Here is a 20,390-nt window from a genome sequence, read left to right on the forward strand (position 1 = left end):
AAAGCTGATGAGGAAGTGCCGATGGCATCGCAGAGCGAACAGCTGACCGCCGCCGAGATCTCGCGGCTCGCCGGTGTGACGCGGGCGACCGTGAGCAACTGGCGCCGACGTCACCCCGACTTTCCGCAGCCCAGCGGGGGGACGGAGGCCAGCCCCAGCTACGACCGGCGGCAGATCGAGGCCTGGCTCGACGCGCGCGGACGTCTCCCCGCACGCTCCGCCAAAGACGACCTGAGAACTCACCTACGCGGACGCACACCACGCGACGTCGAAGCCATCGCCCTGTTCACCGCGCACATGGCCGAACTGGACGACAGCGAACGACACAGAATCGCGACCCTCGACGACGACGCCCTACTGGACCTGCACGCGAAGCCAAGCCATGGCGACGTGCCCGCCGCGCTCCTCCGGACGGCCGCGAACGTGATGCTGCAAGAAGGGGCTCTCGCCGTCTTCGACGTCCTCGACGAACACTCCGAAGCACCGGTCGGCATCCGCGGGACGCACTCGACACCCCAAACCATCGCCGACCTGATGGCCGAACTGGCCACGGCGGGAAACCGGCCCGTCCACAGCGTCCTCGACCCGGCCTGCGGAGGCGGACGTCTGCTCGCCGCGGTCGCGACCAGGCTCGAACCGGGCGCACGCGTCTACGGCCAGGAGTACCGCGCCGTCACCGCCGCCCAGGCCAGGACACGCGTCGCCGGTGAGTCACCCAAGGCGTCCGTGGACGTCTGGACCGGCGACAGCCTCCGCGACGACGCCTTCCCCGACCTCCAAGTGGACGCCGTCGTCTGCAACCCGCCCTACGGCGACCGCGACTGGGGCCACGACGAGTTGGCGTTCGACACCCGCTGGGCGTACGGCCTGCCACCACGCTCGGAACCGGAACTCGCCTGGATCCAGCACGCCATGGCGCACCTTGCCGAGGGCGGACACGCCGTGCTGCTGCTCCCACCCGCCACCGCGTCACGCCCGTCCGGCCGCCGAATCCGAGCCGAGATGCTCCGGCAGGGAGCCCTGCACGCGGTCATCGCCCTCCCACCGGGCCTGGCCGTCCCGCACCACATCGGCCTCCACCTGTGGATACTCCGCCATCCCGCCCCCGACCACCCCGGCCGAGACCTGGTCCTCCTCATGGACGCCTCCGACGAAGCCGCCTCCACCGAAGGAAAGCTTCACGAGACGATCGTCCGCACCTGGGAGGCGTTCACCGCCCCTGCCGAGTTCGGCGAGGTCCCAGGAACCGCACGTGCCGTGCCGGCGATCGACCTCCTCGACGATCTCGTCGATCTCTCACCGGCACGCCATGTCCGCACGGCACCGGTCATCGTCCCGGACGTCGCCCTGCGCGAGGTCACACAGGGCATCGAGCGCCTCCGCGCCGACGTGGCCGCGCTGGCGGAGGCGAGCGAGATCGGGCCGTTGTCCTCGGCCGGGGAGGCGAACCGCACCTGGCGTACCGCGACGATCGCCGATCTGGCACGCGGCGGCGCGCTCGCCGTCCACCGAGCCGTCCCGCGGGGATCGCGGGCCGACTCGATGGACCCGCTGCCCGCCGACCTTGCGGACCGTCCCGTCCTCCGGGGACGTGACCTGGTCGCCGGGACGCGTGCCGGCGGTGACGTGAACGAGACCCGGCCGGCGACCGCGATCCCCATCGAGGTGGGGGACGTCCTGCTCGCCCAGGTCGTCGGTCCGCGTGGCGTCGCGACGCGGGTGGCGGGGGAGGACGAGGCCGGATGTCTGCTCGGCTCCCACGTGTTCCTGCTCCGACCCGACCCCGCGCGTCTCGATCCGTGGTTCCTCGCCGGGTTCGTCAGCGCGCCCGACAACGTCAGTCAGGCCACGACCGGCAGTTCCACGCACCAACTCGTCCCGTCACGGCTGCGCGTCCCGCTGCTCCCGCTCGATGAGCAGACCGCCTACGGCCGGGTGTTCCGCCAGGTATGCGAGCTCCGAGCCTTCGCGCAGGACGTCACAACCCGCGCCTCCGAGACGGCCGACCTCATCGCTGCCACCCTGAGCAGCGGCGCACTCCTTCCACAGCAGGACAGGTAGAACGTCATGAACGTCAAGAGCTCATCGGCACGCGTATTAACCGGGGCCTTTGGTGGCCAACAGGTATCAACCGCCCCTGTCCTCGCAGGGACGACCGGGAAGATGAAGGGGTGGCTGTGACTGTGGAGCGCATCGCGAACCGGTTCCGCGTGACGGGGCCGCTCGGCAAGGGCAACATGGGCGAGGTTCACCGCGCCGTCGACCTCCAGGCCGGTGACGGCGACCCGGATCGCGAGGTCGCCGTGAAGAGGATCCTGCGCAGCCGCACCGGTGTGGTCCTCGACTCGCGGGCCGATATGAAGACCGTCCGGCGGTTCGAGCGCGAGGTCCGCATCATGCGGCGCCTGAACGATCACCCGAACCTTCCCCGCATCATCGCGGGCGGCGTCGACGAGGGCGACGGCCTGCCGTACATCGCCATGGAGCTTCTCAAAGGGCACACGTTGCTGGTGCTGTCCGGTGAGCGCGCCCAGCTTCCGGTGTCCTGGGTCGCGGCCCTCGGCGCACAGATCGCGGACGGTCTGTCCGCCGCGCACCGGGCCGATGTCGTGCACCGCGACCTCAAGCCCGCGAACGTGATGCTGCTCCCCGGCGGAAACGTCAAGGTCCTCGACTTCGGCATGGGCCGGATCATCGACGACCCCGTGGTCGACCGTGTGACGAGCAGTGGCATCACGGTCGGCACGGCCCGCTACATGGCGCCCGAGCAGTTCCTCGACGCGGCGGTGACGCAGGCTGCCGACCTGTACGCCCTCGGCTGCATGCTGTACGAACTGCTCACGGGAGCCCCGCCGTTCGTAAGCGAGAACGGGCTCGAACTGGGGCAGAAGCACCGCGACGAGGAGCCGGCTCCGCTGCGGCTGCTGCGTTCGGACGTCCCCGAGGACATGGCCCGTCTGGTCGAGCGGCTGCTCGCCAAGCGGCCCGAGGACCGGCCGGCCGACGCCGTCGCGGTCCGTGAGGCGCTGCTTCCCCATGCCGTGGGCGAGGTGACGGTCGAGGACTGGGAGGCCTACGACCCGGTCCGGTACCTGGCGTCCGGCAAGGAAGCTCCTCCGCCCGCGCCGGATCCGGTGCCTGAACGGCCGCGCCCATCGGCGGGTTCGGTGATGGACGTGTTCGGCCTGCACCGGCAGCTCATCAAGGACTACCGGGAGTTCACCGAGGGCGGGACCGTCATCCGGGACGACCGCATCGCCGCGTTCGTCGAGAGCACCCTGGACGACAAGTCCCAGTGGCCTGACCCGTGGGTGTCGCTGAACCCGTTCTTCGCGGAGGGCGGCACCGTCTCGGAGCTGAGCGGCGACGGCAGGCTCCTCCACGAGGAATGCGCGCGCATCTTCCAGTCCGGCAAGACTCGGAAGGGCACGGTGTGCGACGGGCGTCCGCTGACCCTGCACCGTCACCAGCTTGAGGCGGTCGAGGCGGCCAAGCGCGGGCAGTCCTACGTCCTCACGACCGGCACCGGCTCCGGCAAGTCGCTGTCGTACATCGTGCCCATCGTCGACCGGGTGCTGCGCGAGCGCGAGACGGCGCCGGGCAAGCGCGTCCGGGCGATCATCGTCTATCCGATGAACGCGCTGGTCAACAGCCAGGTCAACGAGCTGGAGAAGTACCTTCGGGACGGCTACGGCGAGGGTCGCGAGCCGGTCACCTTCGCCCGCTACACCGGGCAGGAGGACGACGAGCGCCGCCGGGAGATCCGCGACGATCCGCCGGACATCCTGCTGACCAACTACGTGATGCTGGAACTGATGCTCACCCGCCCGAGGGACCGCGGCTCGCTGATCCGGATGGCGAAGGGGCTGCAGTTCCTGGTCTTCGACGAGCTGCACACCTATCGGGGCCGCCAGGGCGCCGACGTGGCGCTGCTCATCCGGCGGGTCCGTGAGGCGTGTCAGGCGGACGACCTCCAGTGCGTCGGCACGTCCGCGACGATGTCGACCGAGGGCACCTTCGAGGACCAGAAGAGGGAGGTGGCCCGCGTGGCCACGACCCTTTTCGGGACCGAGGTCGATGCGGAGAACATCATCGGCGAGACCCTGGTGCGCGCCACGCTGGAGGCCCCGGACACGGTGCCCCCGGAGCGGCTGCGCGCCCCCGCGGCACCGCGCGCGTACGACGACCTGGTGCGGGACCCGCTGGCCCGCTGGATCGAGACGCGCTTCGGTCTCGTCGAGGATCCGACGGGACGCCTCGTCCGGCAGAAGCCCGCGAAGATCGAGGAGGCGGCCCGAGATCTCGCGGAGCAGTCCGGTGTCCCCGAGGACGACTGCGCCGAGGCGATCCGCCGCACCCTGGAGGCCGGTTCGGAGGCACGGCACTCGGTGACGGACCGTCCGCTGTTCGCGTTCCGGCTGCACCAGTTCCTGTCCAAGGGCGACACGGTCTACGTCACCTTGGAAAACCCGTCGTCGCGCCAGCTCACCCGCGACTACCAGCTCGTCCAGCCGGGGACGGACGGCAAGATCCTCCTGCCGTTGGCGTTCTGCCGCGAGTGCGGCCAGGAGTACCTGACGGTGTGGCGCAAGGACGAGGACGGCACGGTCCGCTACGAACCGCGCCGTGACACCGCGGCATCGGGCGGTCGTGAGGGCGACGGCTACCTGTACGTCGATCCGGGCCGTCCGTGGCCGCACACCGTCGAGGAGGCGATCGAGAACCGGCGCCTGCCGGAGGCGTGGCTGGAAGTGGACGACACCGGCCGGGAGGTCGTGCGCACCAACTACCGGGCGGTGGTTCCCGCGCCCGTCCGCGTCGACGCCTACGGTGTCGAAGGCCAGGGCGAGTTGGACGCCGCGTTCATCCCCGCGCCGTTCCGGTTCTGCCTGCACTGCGGGGTGAGCTACGAGCAGGTCCGTGGCAAGGACTTCGCCAAGCTGGCGACGCTCGACCAGGAGGGACGCTCGTCGGCGACGTCGCTGGTGTCGGCGTCGATCATCCGTTTCCTGCGGGCGGTGCCGGAGCAGGCACTGGCCGCCGAGGCCCGCAAGTTGCTGACCTTCGTCGACAACCGGCAGGACGCCTCCCTCCAGGCCGGTCACTTCAATGACTTCGTCCAGATCACCCAGCTTCGCGGCGCGCTGTACCGGGCGGCCGTCGACGCGGGGGAAGAGGGGATCAACCACGAGGATCTGGCGTCGAAGGTCGTCGGCGCCCTCGGCCTGGACGTCGTCGACTACGCCGGATCGTCCGACCTGCCCCCGTCGATGGCCCGCAACGCGGCGCGGACGCTACGGGACGTGGTCGCGTTCCAGCTCTACCTGGACCTGGAGCGCGGCTGGCGCGTCACCATGCCCAACCTGGAACAGACCGGCCTGCTGAAGATCGACTACCAGGACCTCGACTGGCTGGCCGCCAGGCAGGACCGCTGGGAGGGCGCGCACCGGGTGCTGCGCGACGCCGAGCCGGGCCGCCGCGCCGAGATCATGCGGGCCCTGCTGGACGAGATGCGCCGCCACCTCGCCATCGACGTCCAGTACTTCCGCGACGACTTCGACAGTCTCCGCCGCGCCAGCGAGGAACGGCTCGTCGACCCGTGGGTTCTGTCGAGGGGCGACGAGCCCAAGGTCGGCACGGCCTACCCGCAGAAGGCACGCCCCGGTCTGGACCGTTCGGGCCTGTTCCTGTCCGGGCTCAACAAGTTCGGCAAGTACCTGCGGCGTGTGCATTTCAGTGACCTGTCGGTGGACGACGCGCAGCAGCTCATCGAGGAACTGCTCAAGGTGCTGAGCAGGGCGAAACTGGTCACGGAGGTGTCAGTGACGCCCGGGTGGGCCAGGCGCGGTCGCCGTCCCAACGGTCCGGCCGTCACCGGCTACCGCGTCTCGGCGGCGTGCCTGGTGTGGCGGGCCGGGACGGGCGAGGTCGGCGCCCACGATCCGCTCACCCGCACCTACGCCAGCGGCGACGGCCCCCGCGTCAACGAGTTCTTCCGCGACCTGTACCGCAACACCGCCGCGGAACTCGGCGGCCTCATCGCCCGCGAGCACACCGCCCAGGTCGACCCGGAGGAGCGGCGCAGGCGCGAGGAGGAGTTCAGCGAGGCGAAGCTGAAGTTGCTGTACTGCTCGCCCACCATGGAGCTGGGCGTCGACATCAGCGCACTCAACGCGGTGATGATGCGCAACGTCCCGCCCACACCCGCGAACTACGCACAGCGCAGCGGACGCGCGGGACGGTCCGGCCAACCCGCACTCGTCACCACCTACTGCGCGACCGGCAACAGCCACGACCAGTACTACTTCCGGCGGTCCGCGCGGATGGTGGCGGGCGCGGTCACACCACCGCGCCTCGACCTGGCGAACGAGGATCTCGTCCGGTCGCACGTTCATGCGATCTGGCTGGCCGAGACGGGCCTGGAGCTGTACAACAACATTCCGGCGATCATCGACATCGGCTATGACGAGGACGCCCGCCGCCCCGACCCGCCGCTGCCGCTGCTGGACTCGGTCGTCGAGGCGATCGGCGGCGAGTCCGCGCAGCGACGTGCCGTGCGGGCCGCGAAACAGGTGCTCGGCGGGCTCATGGACCAGTTCGCCGCCACGGTCTGGTGGGACGACGACTGGATCGAGAAGACGGTCGCCGCCGCCCCCGACCTCTTCAACCGGGCCTTCGACCGCTGGCGGGACCTGTTCAAGGCGGCGCTGGTGGACCAGGCGGAGCAGAACCGCCGCGTCCTGGACACCACGCTCTCCGACCGCGACAACAAGATCGCCGTCGGTCGGCGCCGGGAGGCGGAGACACAGCTCGACCTGTTGAAGAACCAGTCGGCGGAGAGCCGCTCCGTCCTCTCGGACTTCGGCCCGCACCGGTATCTGGCCAGCGAGGGTTTCCTGCCGGGCTACTCGTTCCCGCGCCTGCCGCTGGCCGCCTACATCAACATGCGGGACCGCCGTTTCCGCGACGGCGACTACTTGCAGCGCCCCCGGTTCCTGGCGATCCGCGAGTTCGGACCGGGCGCGCTGATCTACCACGAGGGCGCCCGCTACCAGGTGACCCGCATCCAACTCCCGCCCGGCGGGACGGACGACATCGTCACCTCCGCGGCCCGCCGCTGCACGAGCTGCGGCTACCATCACGACTCCGCCGACCGCGCGGACCGCTGCGAGATGTGCAAGGAGCGGCTGGCGGAGGCACAGTACGGGCTGCTGCACATGCACACCGTCTACACGAAGGCCCGCGCGCGGATCTCCTCCGACGAGGAGGAGCGCCGCAGGGCGGGTTTCCGGCTCGTCACGTCGTACCGGTTCACCGACCACGGCTCCCGTCCGGGCCGCCAGGACGCCCTGGTCGGTGACGCCGAGGGCGGCATCGCCACCCTGTCGTTCGGTGACTCGGCGACGGTCCGGATCACCAACCTGGGACGGTTGCGCGCCAAGCCCGGCGAGCCGGACGGTTTCTGGCTCGACCCCGCGACGGGCGAGTGGATGACCGAGAAGGCCGCGTCGGAGGCGTCCGGCGACTCCAGCGAAATGCCCGTCGTGGACGCCGACGGCAATGAGAAGAAGCGGAAGAAGCGCGTCATCCCGTACGTGCAGGACCGCCGCAACATCCTCGTCGTCCAACTCGACGCGCCGCTGGACGAACCGGTCGCGCTGTCGCTGATGTACGCCCTCGAACGCGGCATTGAGGCGGCTTTCGAGCTGGAGGACTCGGAACTGTCGAGCGAACTGCTGCCCCCCGACGAGGGTCCCCGCGACCGGATGCTGTTCACCGAGGCGGCCGAGGGCGGCGCCGGGGTGCTGCGGTTGATGCAGTCGACGCCGAACGCGCTCGCGACGGCGGCGAAGACGGCTCTCGACATCTGCCACTTCGACGAGGACGGCAACGACCTCGGCGGCCCGCACCCCGATCGCCCGTGCGCCCGCGGCTGCTACGACTGCCTGCTCACCTACGGCAACCAGCTCGACCACGCGGCGATCGACCGGCACACCATCAGGGACGTCCTGGTGCGCCTGGCCCGTGCGAAGACCACCGCGACCGGACGCGGCGAGTCCCGCACCGAGCAGCAGCAACGTCTCTCCGACCAGTCCGACACCGCGCTCGAGAAGCGGTTCGTCGCCTGGCTGAAGGAACGCGGCCTGCGGATGCCCGACGAGGCCCAGACCTACATCCCGGACGCGCAGGCCCGCCCCGACTTCGTGTACCGGCTGCCGGGCGTGCAGCTCGCGGTGTTCGTGGACGGGCCCGTCCACGGACACACCGACGTCAAGGAGCGCGACCGCCAGGCGGAACAGCGCCTCGACAACCAGGGCTGGGAAGTGATCCGTTTCCCCCACGACGCCGACTGGGACGCGATCGTCGCCCAGACCCCGAGCTACTTCGGCGCCTCACCCACCTCCTGACACACCTACGACACCCACCGAGCACGACGACGCGAGGGCACTGCCGCCAATGACACAGCCGACAACGGACTACACCCCCGGCTCCCTGGTCTCGGTTCGCGACCGCGAATGGGTCGTGCTGCCCGAGAGCGCCCCGGACATGCTGGTGCTGCGCCCCCTCGGCGGCGCCGATGACGACATCGCCGCCGTGTTCCCGGCGTTCGAGGACGTCCGGGGAGCGGAGTTCGCGGCGCCGTCCCCGCAGGACCTCGGTGACTCGCACGCGGCGGGCCTGCTGCGCAGCGCGCTGCGCATCGGGTTCCGGTCGGGTGCCGGACCGTTCCGGTCGCTGGCCGGGATCGCGGTGGAGCCGCGCGCCTACCAGCTCGTCCCGCTGATGATGGCGCTGCGGCAGAAGACCGTCCGGATGCTGATCTCCGATGATGTCGGCATCGGCAAGACCGTCGAGGCCGGGCTGATCGCGAGCGAACTGCTGGCGCAGGGGGAGGCGCAGGGCCTGGCGGTGCTGTGCTCCCCGGCGCTGGCCGAGCAGTGGCAGGACGAGCTGCGCGCCAAGTTCGGCATCGACGCCGAACTCGTCCTGGCGTCCACGGTCACCCGCCTCGAACGGGACCTCGACCTGGGCCAGTCCCTGTTCGACAAGCACCGCCACGTGATCGTGTCCACGGACTTCATCAAGTCGCACCGGCACCGCGACGACTTCGTCCGCCGCTGCCCCGACCTGGTCATCGTGGACGAGGCCCACACCTGCGTCGCCGCCGACGACCACACCTCCCAGCAGAGCCAGCGCCGCCACGAACTCCTTCAGCGCGTCGCCGCGGACCCCGACCGCCATCTGCTGCTGGTCACGGCGACCCCGCACAGCGGCAAGGAGGCCGCCTTCCGCAACCTTCTCGGCCTGCTGAAACCCGAGTTCGCCGACCTGGACATGAACAGCGGCCCCGACCGCGCCCGCCTCGCCCTGCATTTCGTCCAACGGCGCCGCGCCGACATCCGCAAGTACCTCGACGAGGAGACCGAGTTCCCCGCGGACCGGTTCTTCAAGGACGAGACCTACAAGCTGTCGCCCGGCTACCGGTCGCTGCTGGAGGACGCGATCGGCTACGCGAGCGAACGCGTCACCGTCGCCGGGGAACAGGGGCGCCGCGAGGCCCGGATCGCCTGGTGGTCGGCGATCGCGCTCCTCCGCTCCCTGGTGTCGTCCCCGCGCGCCGCCGCGCAGACGCTGCGGACCCGATCGGCCGCCGCGTCCGCCGCCACCGCGGAGGAGGCCGACGAGCTGGGCGCACCGCTCACCCGCGACTCCGCCGACAGCGACGCCCTGGAGGGCCTGGACGTCGCACCCGGCGCGGAGATCGACGACGCGGGCGCCAGACTCGCCGCGCTCGCCGACCGCGCCGCGGAGCTGGAGGGCCCCGACGCGGACCTGAAACTGAAGGCCCTGATCAAACACCTGAAGGCGCTGCTCAAGGACGACTATCACCCGATCGTCTTCTGCCGCTACATCCCGACCGCCGAGTACGTCGCCGAGCACCTCGGCGGAAAACTCGGCCGCAGGACGGTCGTCAAGGCCGTGACGGGCACCCTGTCCCCGCAGCAGCGCATCCAGCGCATCGAGGAACTCGCCGAGGAGACGGCCGACGACCCGCAGGCCCGCCGTGTCCTCGTCGCGACCGACTGCCTGTCCGAGGGCGTCAACCTGCAACACCACTTCGACGCCGTCGTCCACTACGACCTGGCGTGGAACCCGGCCCGGCACGACCAGCGCGAAGGACGCGTCGACCGCTACGGCCAGAAGCGCACCGAAGTGAAGGTCATCACCCTCTACGGCAGCGACAACGGCATCGACGGGAAGGTGCTGGAAGTTCTGATCCGCAAGCACCGGCAGATCCGCAAGGACCTCGGCATCTCCGTCTCCGTACCCGACGAGGCGTCGTCCGGTGTGACGGACGCGATCGTCGAATGGCTGCTGATGCGCAGCGAACGCGGCGAGCAGGAGGCCCTGTTCGGCGCCGAGGAAATCCCGACCGTCACCGAGAAGGCCGCCGAACTCGAACAGGAGTGGAACTCCACCGTCGAACGCGAGAAGGCGTCCCGGTCCCGGTTCGCGCAGAACGCCATCCGTCCCGACGAGGTCAAACGCGAGGTCGACGCGACCAGGGACGCGCTCGGCGACGCGGGCGAGATCAGAGACTTCGTCCGCCATTCCCTCTCCGCACTCGACGGCGTCCTCTATGACGACGGTGACGCGCCCGGCGACTTCAGCGCGGACCTCGGCGGCAGCCCCGTCGGCCTCCGCGACGTGCTGGCACCGATGCTCGGCGGCGGGATCATCGAGGACGGTAAGAAGGTCCCGTTCCGTACCGTCTCGGCGGTGACCCGCGGCGAGGCGGCGCTCGTCCGCACCGACCCGGTCGTCGGCGCACTCGCCGGACACCTGCTCAACGCCGCCCTCGACCCGCAGACCGACGGCCCCCGCCCGGCCCGCCGCTGCGGCGTCATCCGGACCAGAGCGGTCACCACCCGGACGACGCTGCTGCTCGTCCGCTACCGGTTCCACCTGACGCTGCCGTCCCGCGTCGGCGAACGGCAACTCGTCGCCGAGGACGCCCGGCTCCTCGCCTTCGAGGGCTCACCGTCCGACGCGACCTGGCTGTCCGCCGAGGACGCCGCGCGCCTCCCGCACGTCACCGCCGACGAGAACACCGACCCCACCTTCGGAGAACGGACGATGAAACGGCTCCTGGACGCCCTGCCCGACGTCACGGAGCACCTCAACGAGTACGGCGACGGGCTCGCCGCCGAACTCCGCGACTCGCACCGCCGCGTCCGCTCCGCCGCCGGAGAGATCATCCGGGGCCTGGACGTGGAGGCACAGAAGCCCGCCGACGTGCTCGGCGCCTACGTGTACCTGCCCGTGACCGGTGTCGTCTCCGGAGGTGCCGCCTGATGTCCGCCACCGCCCGCACGCAGATCTTCTCCGCCGTCCACACCATCGGCGGCCTCCTCCCCGCCGACATGCTCGTGCGCATCTCGGAAGGGAAGGACGTCCAAGGCACGGGGCCCGCCGACTACGACATCTTCGGTTCACGCTCCGTCCGCGACGAGGCCGAACGCCACTGGGACTACCTCAAGTCGGTTTGGAAGGACCTGCGCGACCGGCTGCCCGTCGCACCGGAGGCCGAGACCCCCGCCGACCCCACCGGCCTCGCGATCCGCCAATGGCTGGAGCCGCTGTTCGCCGAACTGAGCTTCGGCCGCCTCACCGCCCTCGGTACGTCCGGTATCCAGTCCGACGACGGCACCAAGACGTTCGCGATCAGCCATCTGTGGACGCACGTCCCGATTCACCTGGCCGCCTGGAACACCCGGCTCGACACCCGCCCCGGCGGCCCCGGCACCATCCCGCCGCAGTCGCTGATGCAGGAGTGCCTGAACCGCACCGAAGCCCACCTGTGGGCCGTGCTGACGAACGGACGCCAGCTCAGACTGCTCCGCGACTCCAGCGCCCTCGCCACCGCCGCCTACGTCGAATTCGACCTGGAGGCGATCTTTGATGGGGAACTGTTCAGCGAGTTCGTGCTGCTGTACCGCCTCCTCCACGCCTCCCGCTTCGCCGTCGACGACGGCGCCGCCCCGTCCACCTGCTGGCTGGAGAAGTGGCGGACGGACGCCATCGACTCCGGCACCCGCGCCCTCGACCACCACCGCGACGGCGTCCAGAAGGCCATCACCGCACTCGGCACCGGCTTCCTCAAGCACCCGGCAAACGCCGAACTGCTGCGCGACCTGGACGTGCACGCCTTCCATGGCGCGCTGCTCCGCCTCGCCTACCGGCTGATCTTCCTGTTCGTCGCCGAGGACCGTGACGTCCTCCACCCGAAGGGCACACCGGACGACGTCCGCGAGCGGTACCGGAAGTACTTCTCGTCCGCCCGCCTCCGGCAGCAGGCGCAGCGACGGCGCGGCACCGCGCACACCGACCTCTACCAGGCCCTCAAGATCGTCTTGGACGCCCTGGGCGACGAGAACGGACGCCCAGAACTCGGCATCCCCGGACTCGGCGGCCTCTACGACGACACCCCCGCCGACGCCCCGCTGCACGGGCTCGCCCTGTCGAACGTGTACCTGCTGGAAGCCGTTCGCCACCTCTCCCGCATTCACGACGGCGACACGCGGCGCTGGCGCCCGGTCGACTACCGCAACATGGGCGCCGAGGAACTCGGCTCCATCTACGAGTCGCTTCTTGAACTCGTCCCCAAGCACAGCGCCGTCGAGCGGACATTCGAGCTGGTCGACCGCCTCGGCAACGACCGCAAGAAGACCGGCTCGTACTACACGCCCAGCTCCCTGATCGAGACGCTCCTGGACTCCACCCTCGACCCCGTCATCGACGACGCCCAAAAGCGCGGGGAGGAGAAGGCCGCCGCAGCAGGCAAGGCGGACCCGACCGAGTCGATCGTCTCGGAACTGCTGTCCCTGACCGTCTGCGACCCTGCCTGCGGCTCCGGACATTTCCTCGTCGCCTCAGCCCGCCGCATCGCCAAGCGCGTCGCCGCCGTCCGCGAAAGCAACCCGGAACCGACGCTGGACGCCGTACGCCACGCACTGCACGAAGTCATCGGACGCTGCGTGTACGGCGTCGACCTCAACCCGATGGCCGTCGAACTCGCCAAGGTCTCCCTGTGGCTGGAGGCATTGGAGCCCGGCAAGCCCCTGGGCTTTTTGGACGCCCACATCAAACTCGGCAACGGCCTCATCGGCGCAACGCCCGTCCTACTGAAGGACGGCATTCCGACGAAGGCGTTCAAGCCCGTCGAGGGCGACGACCCTGCCTACGCCAACTTCCTCGCCAAGCAGAACGACAAGGAGCGCCAGGGGCAGGGCGGCCTGTTCGACCTGTTCGAGGAAACGAAGGTCGCCAACACCGCCTTCGCCGAAAGCCTGCGCCGCATCACCGCCGCCCCCGCCAACACTCTCCGGGACGTCCACCGCCAGGCCGATGCCTACGAGGAGTGGAAGTCCTCGGCTGAATACGCCCATGCCGTACACGTGGCGGACGCCTGGTGCGCCGCCTTCATGTGGCACAAGACCAAGGACGCCCCGACACCAATTACCCATGATGTCTTCCGTGCCCTTCAGGATCCCAACGCGACAGCAACCGGGAGAGAGGTCCACGACGAGATCGCCAGGCTAAGTAAAGAGTATCGCTTCTTCCACTGGCACCTGGAGTTCCCCGAAGTCTTCACGGTCCCGGATGAGGACAAAAATGCAAATGTAGATCAGGCTACCGGCTGGGCAGGTGGCTTTTCTTCTGTACTCGCCAACCCGCCATGGGACAGGCTGGAATTTGAGGATACCAAGTACTTCAGTGTTGTCGAACCGTCGATCGCACAAGCATCCGGGGCAGCGCGAGCCAAAAGTATCCTCGTGTGGGAGAAAGGGAACCCTGAGGGAAGCAAGAAGTATCGAGCCGAGCGGCGCAAACTGAAAGCAACAAACCTCTTCGCAAGCACTTCTGAGGCATTTCCGCTTTGCGCCAAGGGTCTCACTGCTGGTGGGGTCACCAAGCTCCAGGTTGACCAATTGTTCACCGAACGATTCTTGTCAATTATTGGGCCGCACGGAAGGATTGGATGCATTATCCCGACTGCAATAGCCACGAGTGCAGGCGGGCAGTACCTCTTCAGTAGCCTTACCCGGCGAGGGGCAATTGCCTCCCTCTACGACTTCGAAAATAGTGGTAAACCACTCTTTCCGAGGGTCCACACCAGTTATAAATTCTGTCTGCTCTCCTTGGTTGGCCGATCCGCGAGCGAATCGGCCGCACGGTTCGCCTTCTTCATGCAAAATCCCGCCGAACTCGACGACGCCAACAAGGTCTTCACTCTGACCCCAGACGAGATCAACCTCATCAACCCCAATACGGGAACGCTCCCCATCTTCCGTACTCGTCGTGACGCTAATCTAACGCTAGCAATCCATCGCCATCTCCCATTGCTAAACAAAGAAGGCGAGAAGAGTGAAGATCGGTGGCATATCGACTTCAAGTATCTCTTTCGAAGCGCAAACGACGGCGATGTCTTTCGAACGCGACAAGAACTCGAAGATGAGGGCTGGAGTCTTCAAGGAAACGTATTCGCTAAAAGTGGCAAGAGAATGCTTCCCATGTACGAGGGTAAGATGGCTCATCACTTTGATCATCGCTATAACTCGTTCTATGGAACAGGCAATGAAGATCGTGAGCGACTGGCTCCGACGAAAAAGCAAGACCCCGCGACCGTTGCCTATCCCCGATACTGGATCGGCGAAGGTCCAATATCTTCAGTTAGGAGAAGCAAGCAGGTCGAAGTTTCAGGTGTGACTCAGCGCCTAAGGCAGGTCAACTGGGAGCGCGATTGGCTATGTGGCTGGCGAGACGTCTGTCGTACCACGGACGAGCGGACGGCCATATCTGCTTTCATACCTCGCGCTGCGGTCGGACATAAATTCCCGCTAATGCTCGTGCATGAGCCGGCCGAGCTTGTTGCGGCACTTATCGCAACTCAAAGCAGCTTGGTTTTTGATTATGTTAGTCGCCAGAAGGTCGGCGGGCCAGCTATGAGCCTCTTCATCTGGAAGCAGCTCCCTGTCCCCAGTCCGCTCGCGTTGTCTGTACACACGCCCTTCATCACGCCACGGGTGCTCGAACTTGTGTACACCGCTTATGACATGGCTGCTTTGGCCCGTGACCTCGGTGATCAAGGTGAACCGTTCGTGTGGAGCGAGGAGCGGCGGGTCCAAATCCGCGCTGAGCTAGATGCCTACTTTCTCCACCTCTATGACATAGACCGTGAGGATGCGGAGCACATCCTGGAAACGTTCCAGACAGAGTTCGGCGGACTAAAGAAAAACGAGATCGCCAAGTACGGGACGTACCGGACCAAGGATCTTGTGCTCTCCGAGTACGACCGGATGGCGGAGGTCGGCGTCGATCTTGATAAGCCGCTTGGGGATGGGGAGAACTACACGTCCATGCTGAACCCGCCGCCGGGGCATGGGCCACGGCACGGGTAGGGAGCGATCGCAGTCGGTAGGTCGCGGAGGGGCGATGGACGACGCCTCTCTGCTGGTCCTCATGTCGCCTCGATGATCGTGCGAACGACCTTGTCGCCGGGCCCGGTCTTGGCACGGGTGTGAAGGTGCGGAGGGGCGGCCCCCTCCGACCGCCCCTCCGCTGGTCTTCATGTCGGGTCGATGACGGCGAAGACGACTTTGCCGGCGTTGTTGGCTAGGGGGCGGACGCCCCAACAGCGGCAGAACTGGTCGACGATGAGCAGGCCGCGGCCTGCTTCGCTGATCGGGTTTGTCTCCTCCAGGTGGGGGAGATCGGGGGTTGCGTCTTGGACTTCCATCCAGAGGGAACCGTCGTCGGTGCGGCCCAGGCGCAGGGTCACGTCGTCGTCCGTCACCGACGCGTGTTGGAGTGCGTTGGTGACCAGTTCGCTGGCCACCAGGCACGGGACGAAGTCGTCCATGCCCCACTGTCCGGTGACCAGGCGCACGAACCGCCGCACCTCCCCGACCACCCTGAGGTCCTGCTTCACCACCATCGCGTTCTCCGCCGCCGCCTGAACCATGATCACTCCTCACGTTGTGTGTCGAACAGCACACATTGAGCCACTAACCGAGGTACGTTTTGACTTGCTGCCTTGAAGTGGCTTCAGGCAGTAATCAGAGCCGCAAAGCGGTAGGTTGCCGAGAGGAGAAAATGATCATGGCTGCGCGACGGCGTCAGCGCCCTAGGGAATCAGCTGCGCTCATCGCCTTCGGTCGGCAGATGCGCCGACTGAGGGAAGCCAAGGGCATCAAGCAGGAGACGATCGCTCATCTCACGAAGGTCAGTGCCGCGCAGGTCAGCCGTATCGAGGCAGGAAAGAAGCGAGCCACGCGTACGTTCGTGGAGATCGTGGACGATCACCTGGAGGCGGGTGGTGCGCTGATTGCCCTCTGGGAAGATCTCAACAAAGACGGTCACCCCGTGCCGGTCTGGTTTGACTGGCCGCAGGTAGAGGGCGATGCAGCGGTACTGGTCTGCTGGGAGCGCGGCGTGATGCCAGGGCTCCTCCAGACTCCCGCCTACGCGTCGGTCGTTCTGAAGGGCAATCAGGAAGCCGTGGACCTTCGGTTACGACGTCAGTCCATCCTCACCAGGGACGATGGAACGCCTCCCACACTTCTGGTGCTGCTACTCGACGGGGATGCCCTTTACCGGCAAGTCGGTTCCGCCGAGACGATGAAGGAACAACTGGAGCACCTGCTCGAGATGAGCATGTTGCCGAACATCACGATTCAAGTAGTCTTGGCAAGCGGTGAGCATGACGGCAACGCGGGCGACTTCATGGTCGCAACGATGGAAGATCGCAGCGAGGTCGCCTACATCGAGACAGCTATCCGCGGTCTCGTAACGGACAATCCCACGGACTTGTCCGCCTTGGGACGGACACTAATTGAACTTCGTGCGCGGGCGCTGACCGAAGAGATGTCGCGTGAGGCGATTAGGAAGGCGATAGAAAAGTGGACCTGAGTAACGTTACATGGCGTAAAAGCATCCGCAGCACCTCCACCGGAGGCAACTGTGTCGAGCTGGCGGACGTGGCCGGTGTGGTGGCGGTGCGGGACAGCAAGGACCCGGACGGTCCCGTCCTCCTGCTGACCCGCGCGGCCCTGCGCACCGCCGTCCAGTCCGCCACCGAGACCCACTGACCAACCAGCAGCTCCACCCCACCGAGTAGCGGCGAGTCGTCCCATCCCCCCGGACCCGGACGACCCGCCGCACCTCACCCCTCACACGGTCCCGGCCTCGCGTCGGTTCACCTACCCAAGAGGTGACCTCGGGCGAGCGGACGCGCCCGCTGACAAGCTCGACCACGCGCCCGACACTGGCTCCATGCCCCTGGAAAACCTCACCTGGCGCAAGAGCAGCTACACGACGTCCAACGGCGGGAACTGCGGGGAACTGGCGAGCATCCCGGACACCCACTGGCGCAAGAGCATCCACAGCGGTCCCAACGGCGGCGAATGCGTCGAGTTGGCGAGCGTTCGTGACACGCATTGGCGCAAGGCTCACCGCACTGGCGAGAACGGCGGGGACTGTGTGGAGTTGGCGGACGTGGCCGGGGTGGTGGCGGTGCGGGACAGCAAGGACCCGGATGGTCCCGTCCTCCTGCTGACCCGCGCGGCCCTGCGCGCCGCCGTCCAGTCCGCCACCGACACGCTTTGACCGTTCAGCCCCACCATCCGGCGCCCATCCAGCCGATCAGCGGCGAGTCGTCCCGGCCCCGGAGCATGGACGAGCCACCGCACTCCGGCCTCCCACCGCGCGGGGATGCGCCCGTCACATGCTCGGAGATAACCCTGGCCGGACGAACGCGCCTGATGGCACGGCTCGGCCCGCCGGGAGAGGTTGAGTCGCTAGCGTGTGGAGTAAGGCGTACCACCGCTGACACCACGAGGAGACTTGCTCATGACGGCGATGCCAAAAGAGCCGTCACCCGTTCATGACAACCTGCGCGAGGCGTTCGCCGCGCTTGATGTGATGCCGGGCTTCCGTGCCGAGTTGGTAGATGGAGAGGTCATCGTGTCACCGCCCCCCGACGGGCAGCACGAGACCATCGTCGTGGCCGTCGATGACCGGGTACGGGATGCTCACGGGCTGCGGCTGCACCGCAACCTGACGCTGATCAGCCCGGACGGCGAATATGTCCCGGACGGGATCGCCGCCCCCAAGGGCGCTTTCGCCGGACGGGAATGGCACAGCAAGCCCGACGGCGTGGCGATGGTCTTGGAGGTGACCTCGGGCCGTCCAGGTGATCGCAAAGGCGCCGAACGCGACCGTGGGCCCGAGCGCCGCGGCTACGCCGCCGCCGACATCCCCCTGTACCTGCTCATCGATCGGCTGGTACGCAAGGCCACCATCTTCTCCGAACCGCGCGGCGACGACTACGCGCACAGCGCCTCGGCGGTCCTCGGCGACGACCTGCCCATCCCCGAACCGCTTGAAGGCGTCCTCCCAACCCACGGCTTCTGAGAAGCCCGGTCTCGGCGCTCGCGACGCCGCCGAACAGGTCGAGTCGGCGGCGCGGCCGGGGTGGTGACGGTGCGGGACGGCAAGGACCCGGACGGTCCCGTCCTCCTGCTGACCCGTGCAGCCCTGCGCACCGCCGTCCAGTCCGCCACTGACACGCTCTCACGTCGCCCGTGAGCAAGCTCTCCACCAGGCCCTCGATCTGTGTGGAGGTGGCCGTAGATCCCTGCCCGGTCGCATCGACCACCGGCGCCGGTACCTAGTCCGCTCACCGGGTGCGGTCCTCCGGCCCTGTCCCGCGGGGACGAGAGACCCCTCCAGCGGGTGGAAGGTGCAAAGACCATACTGGGCATTTCTTGGGCCTGCTTGTGGGCTTTTTCTGGGCATGAGTGCGATACTGGTGCCGTGAACAAGCCGGGGACCGGGACCGATGAGGCGCTGCGGGAGGAGATGCGAAGGTTGCTGCGCGCCGGGCTTCCCGTCAGGGCGCAGCAGTGCGGCCCCGCCCTACTCGGCCTGCGTGGTGTGAAGGCGCGGGCGGTGGACGTGGATGATCGGTCCAGCCTCGCATATGCCTTGGACGGCCTCCTTCGTGAGCAGTTGAGCCGGTTCGGGAACGCGGAACTCGCCAAGCCTGCTCGGCTGCTTTTCGGTGTGGACGACTCGACGTCCGGCACCACACTCACCTCCCGGCGAGAGGTGGCCGCTGCCGCGGCCGGTTACGAAGTGCACCACTTCCGCAAGCGAGTCGAGCCGAAGCTGGTGGACCTCGTCATCTGGCAGTTGCGCCGCGACAGTGAGGAACTCACCGTTGAGACCGCTGCACCGCCCAGGTTGCGCCCCGCCGTCGGGCGACCGAATCTTCCCGCCGACGTCTTCGCCTGGGAGGCCGCCGAACACCAGCATGCCCTCGCGTCTCTCTGGGGCGCGGTCTACCTGTTGCGTGCCGAACTAGTGAAGGTCGCGCAGTTGGTGAGCATGGACGCCACCGAGTCCGAACTGGCTGACGCCGCTGATACCGCGCTGTGGCGTCAGGCTCTGGTGTTGCACGCGACCCGGCACTATCAATCCGCTTACGGCTCCGCGCTGCTGCACGCCGCGACCGCCCTCGCCCCCGGCGAAATCGCCACATCGGCAGGATGGTCTCCACCCCTCTCTCCCGCCCAAGAACTCTTGCTTTCTGGGACCGCCGACCCCGTACAGGGCCGTGCCGACTTCATGACCCGGCTGTTCGCTGCTGTTGAGGGGGCCGACCTCGTCGTCGCCTGGCGACGGGCTCTGACGGGCCGTAGTGGTGGCCTGGACAAGGAACGAGAGCGTACTCATGAGCATTGATCAGCTGTTGAACACGAATACGGCGCCTCGGCGATATGTCGTGACAGGAGGTCCGTCTGCCGGAAAGGAGACGGTCATCACTGAACTGCATGAACGCGGTATTCCATGCAGCGAGACCGAGGCTGCCCGGGAAATTTACCGGGAGCACCGCAACAGGCTCGGCCGTCACCTTCAGGTTGGAGACCGTCGCGCTTACTCCCGTGACGTTCTTGCGGCCTTCATCGAGGAATACTGTGGCCATAAAGCTGGATTGAGGTTCTACAACCGTGGCATTCCCGATGGGTACGGGTGGGACGCGTTCTTCGGGCTCGGCCCCTACCCGGAGCTAGAGGAAGCATCGCGAATCTACCGATACGACGCGGTTTTCGTTCTGGACCCGCTGGACGACTTCGACTCCGAAGACGACCTGGTGTGGGCGAAGGAACGCGAGATCCGCCGCGTCCACGAACTGATCACACAGGGCTATTACGACGCCGGTTACCGGCCGATTTTCGTCCCTGCCGACGAGCCGGCCCGCCGGGTCGATTTCATCCTCGCTCAACTTCCCGTCCCCGCCGCTTGACTGGAAGGCCTGCAAGATG

General features: G+C 67.7%; 12 protein-coding genes. 11 read left to right on the forward strand and 1 reads right to left on the reverse strand.

Features of this window, described 5'->3' with window-relative positions; all coding sequences use genetic code 11:
• Positions 1-21 precede the first annotated feature (21 nt).
• The 4 genes from BZB76_RS04640 (at position 22) to BZB76_RS04655 (ending at position 15,464) form a co-directional block, all read left to right on the forward strand.
• On the forward strand, positions 22-2,061 hold the full coding sequence (locus BZB76_RS04640; protein WP_211342825.1) for an N-6 DNA methylase: 2,040 nt from the start codon (positions 22-24) through the stop codon (positions 2,059-2,061).
• A 110-nt stretch (positions 2,062-2,171) separates the two neighbouring features.
• Positions 2,172-8,408: a protein kinase domain-containing protein gene (locus BZB76_RS04645; RefSeq protein WP_246006750.1), complete on the forward strand. Its 6,237-nt coding sequence runs from the start codon at positions 2,172-2,174 to the stop codon at positions 8,406-8,408.
• Positions 8,409-8,457: 49 nt separating this feature from the next.
• A complete protein-coding gene (locus BZB76_RS04650) occupies positions 8,458-11,358 on the forward strand; it encodes a DEAD/DEAH box helicase (protein WP_121433001.1) in 2,901 nt (966 codons plus the stop codon).
• Complete coding sequence (locus tag BZB76_RS04655) at positions 11,358-15,464, forward strand: Eco57I restriction-modification methylase domain-containing protein (RefSeq protein ID WP_121433002.1); 4,107 nt, start codon at positions 11,358-11,360, stop codon at positions 15,462-15,464. The genes BZB76_RS04650 and BZB76_RS04655 overlap by 1 nt, the downstream gene beginning before the upstream one ends.
• A 167-nt stretch (positions 15,465-15,631) precedes the next feature.
• Here BZB76_RS04655 and BZB76_RS04660 read toward each other — a convergent pair whose 3' ends face one another.
• Positions 15,632-16,027 carry an ATP-binding protein gene (locus BZB76_RS04660; protein WP_121433003.1) on the reverse strand — a complete coding sequence of 132 codons (396 nt, stop codon included), beginning with the start codon at positions 16,025-16,027 and terminating at the stop codon, positions 15,632-15,634.
• Between the two features lie 131 nt (positions 16,028-16,158).
• On the opposite strand from BZB76_RS04660, the gene BZB76_RS04665 reads away from it, so the two are divergent.
• The 7 genes from BZB76_RS04665 (at position 16,159) to BZB76_RS04695 (ending at position 20,371) form a co-directional block, all read left to right on the forward strand.
• Complete coding sequence (locus BZB76_RS04665) at positions 16,159-16,974, forward strand: helix-turn-helix domain-containing protein (protein ID WP_121433004.1); 816 nt, start codon at positions 16,159-16,161, stop codon at positions 16,972-16,974.
• Positions 16,965-17,153, forward strand: coding sequence for a DUF397 domain-containing protein (locus BZB76_RS04670; protein WP_121433005.1), 189 nt, complete (start codon positions 16,965-16,967; stop codon positions 17,151-17,153). The genes BZB76_RS04665 and BZB76_RS04670 overlap by 10 nt, the downstream gene beginning before the upstream one ends.
• 184 nt (positions 17,154-17,337) lie before the next feature.
• Positions 17,338-17,670, forward strand: coding sequence for a DUF397 domain-containing protein (locus BZB76_RS35695; protein ID WP_121433006.1), 333 nt, complete (start codon positions 17,338-17,340; stop codon positions 17,668-17,670).
• Between the two features lie 243 nt (positions 17,671-17,913).
• A complete protein-coding gene (locus tag BZB76_RS04680) occupies positions 17,914-18,477 on the forward strand; it encodes a Uma2 family endonuclease (protein ID WP_121433007.1) in 564 nt (187 codons plus the stop codon).
• A 60-nt stretch (positions 18,478-18,537) separates the two neighbouring features.
• Entirely contained in the window at positions 18,538-18,651 is a 114-nt protein-coding gene (locus BZB76_RS35160) for a DUF397 domain-containing protein (RefSeq protein ID WP_337959734.1), read from the forward strand.
• A gap of 228 nt (positions 18,652-18,879) precedes the next feature.
• Entirely contained in the window at positions 18,880-19,809 is a 930-nt protein-coding gene (locus BZB76_RS04690) for a hypothetical protein (protein WP_121433008.1), read from the forward strand.
• Positions 19,799-20,371, forward strand: coding sequence for an AAA family ATPase (locus BZB76_RS04695; protein ID WP_121433009.1), 573 nt, complete (start codon positions 19,799-19,801; stop codon positions 20,369-20,371). Before BZB76_RS04690 ends, BZB76_RS04695 begins: the two co-directional genes overlap by 11 nt.
• Positions 20,372-20,390: the final 19 nt, after the last annotated feature.

This window comes from Actinomadura pelletieri DSM 43383 (genome assembly GCF_003634705.1).
Taxonomy (GTDB): Bacteria; Actinomycetota; Actinomycetes; order Streptosporangiales; family Streptosporangiaceae; genus Spirillospora; species Spirillospora pelletieri.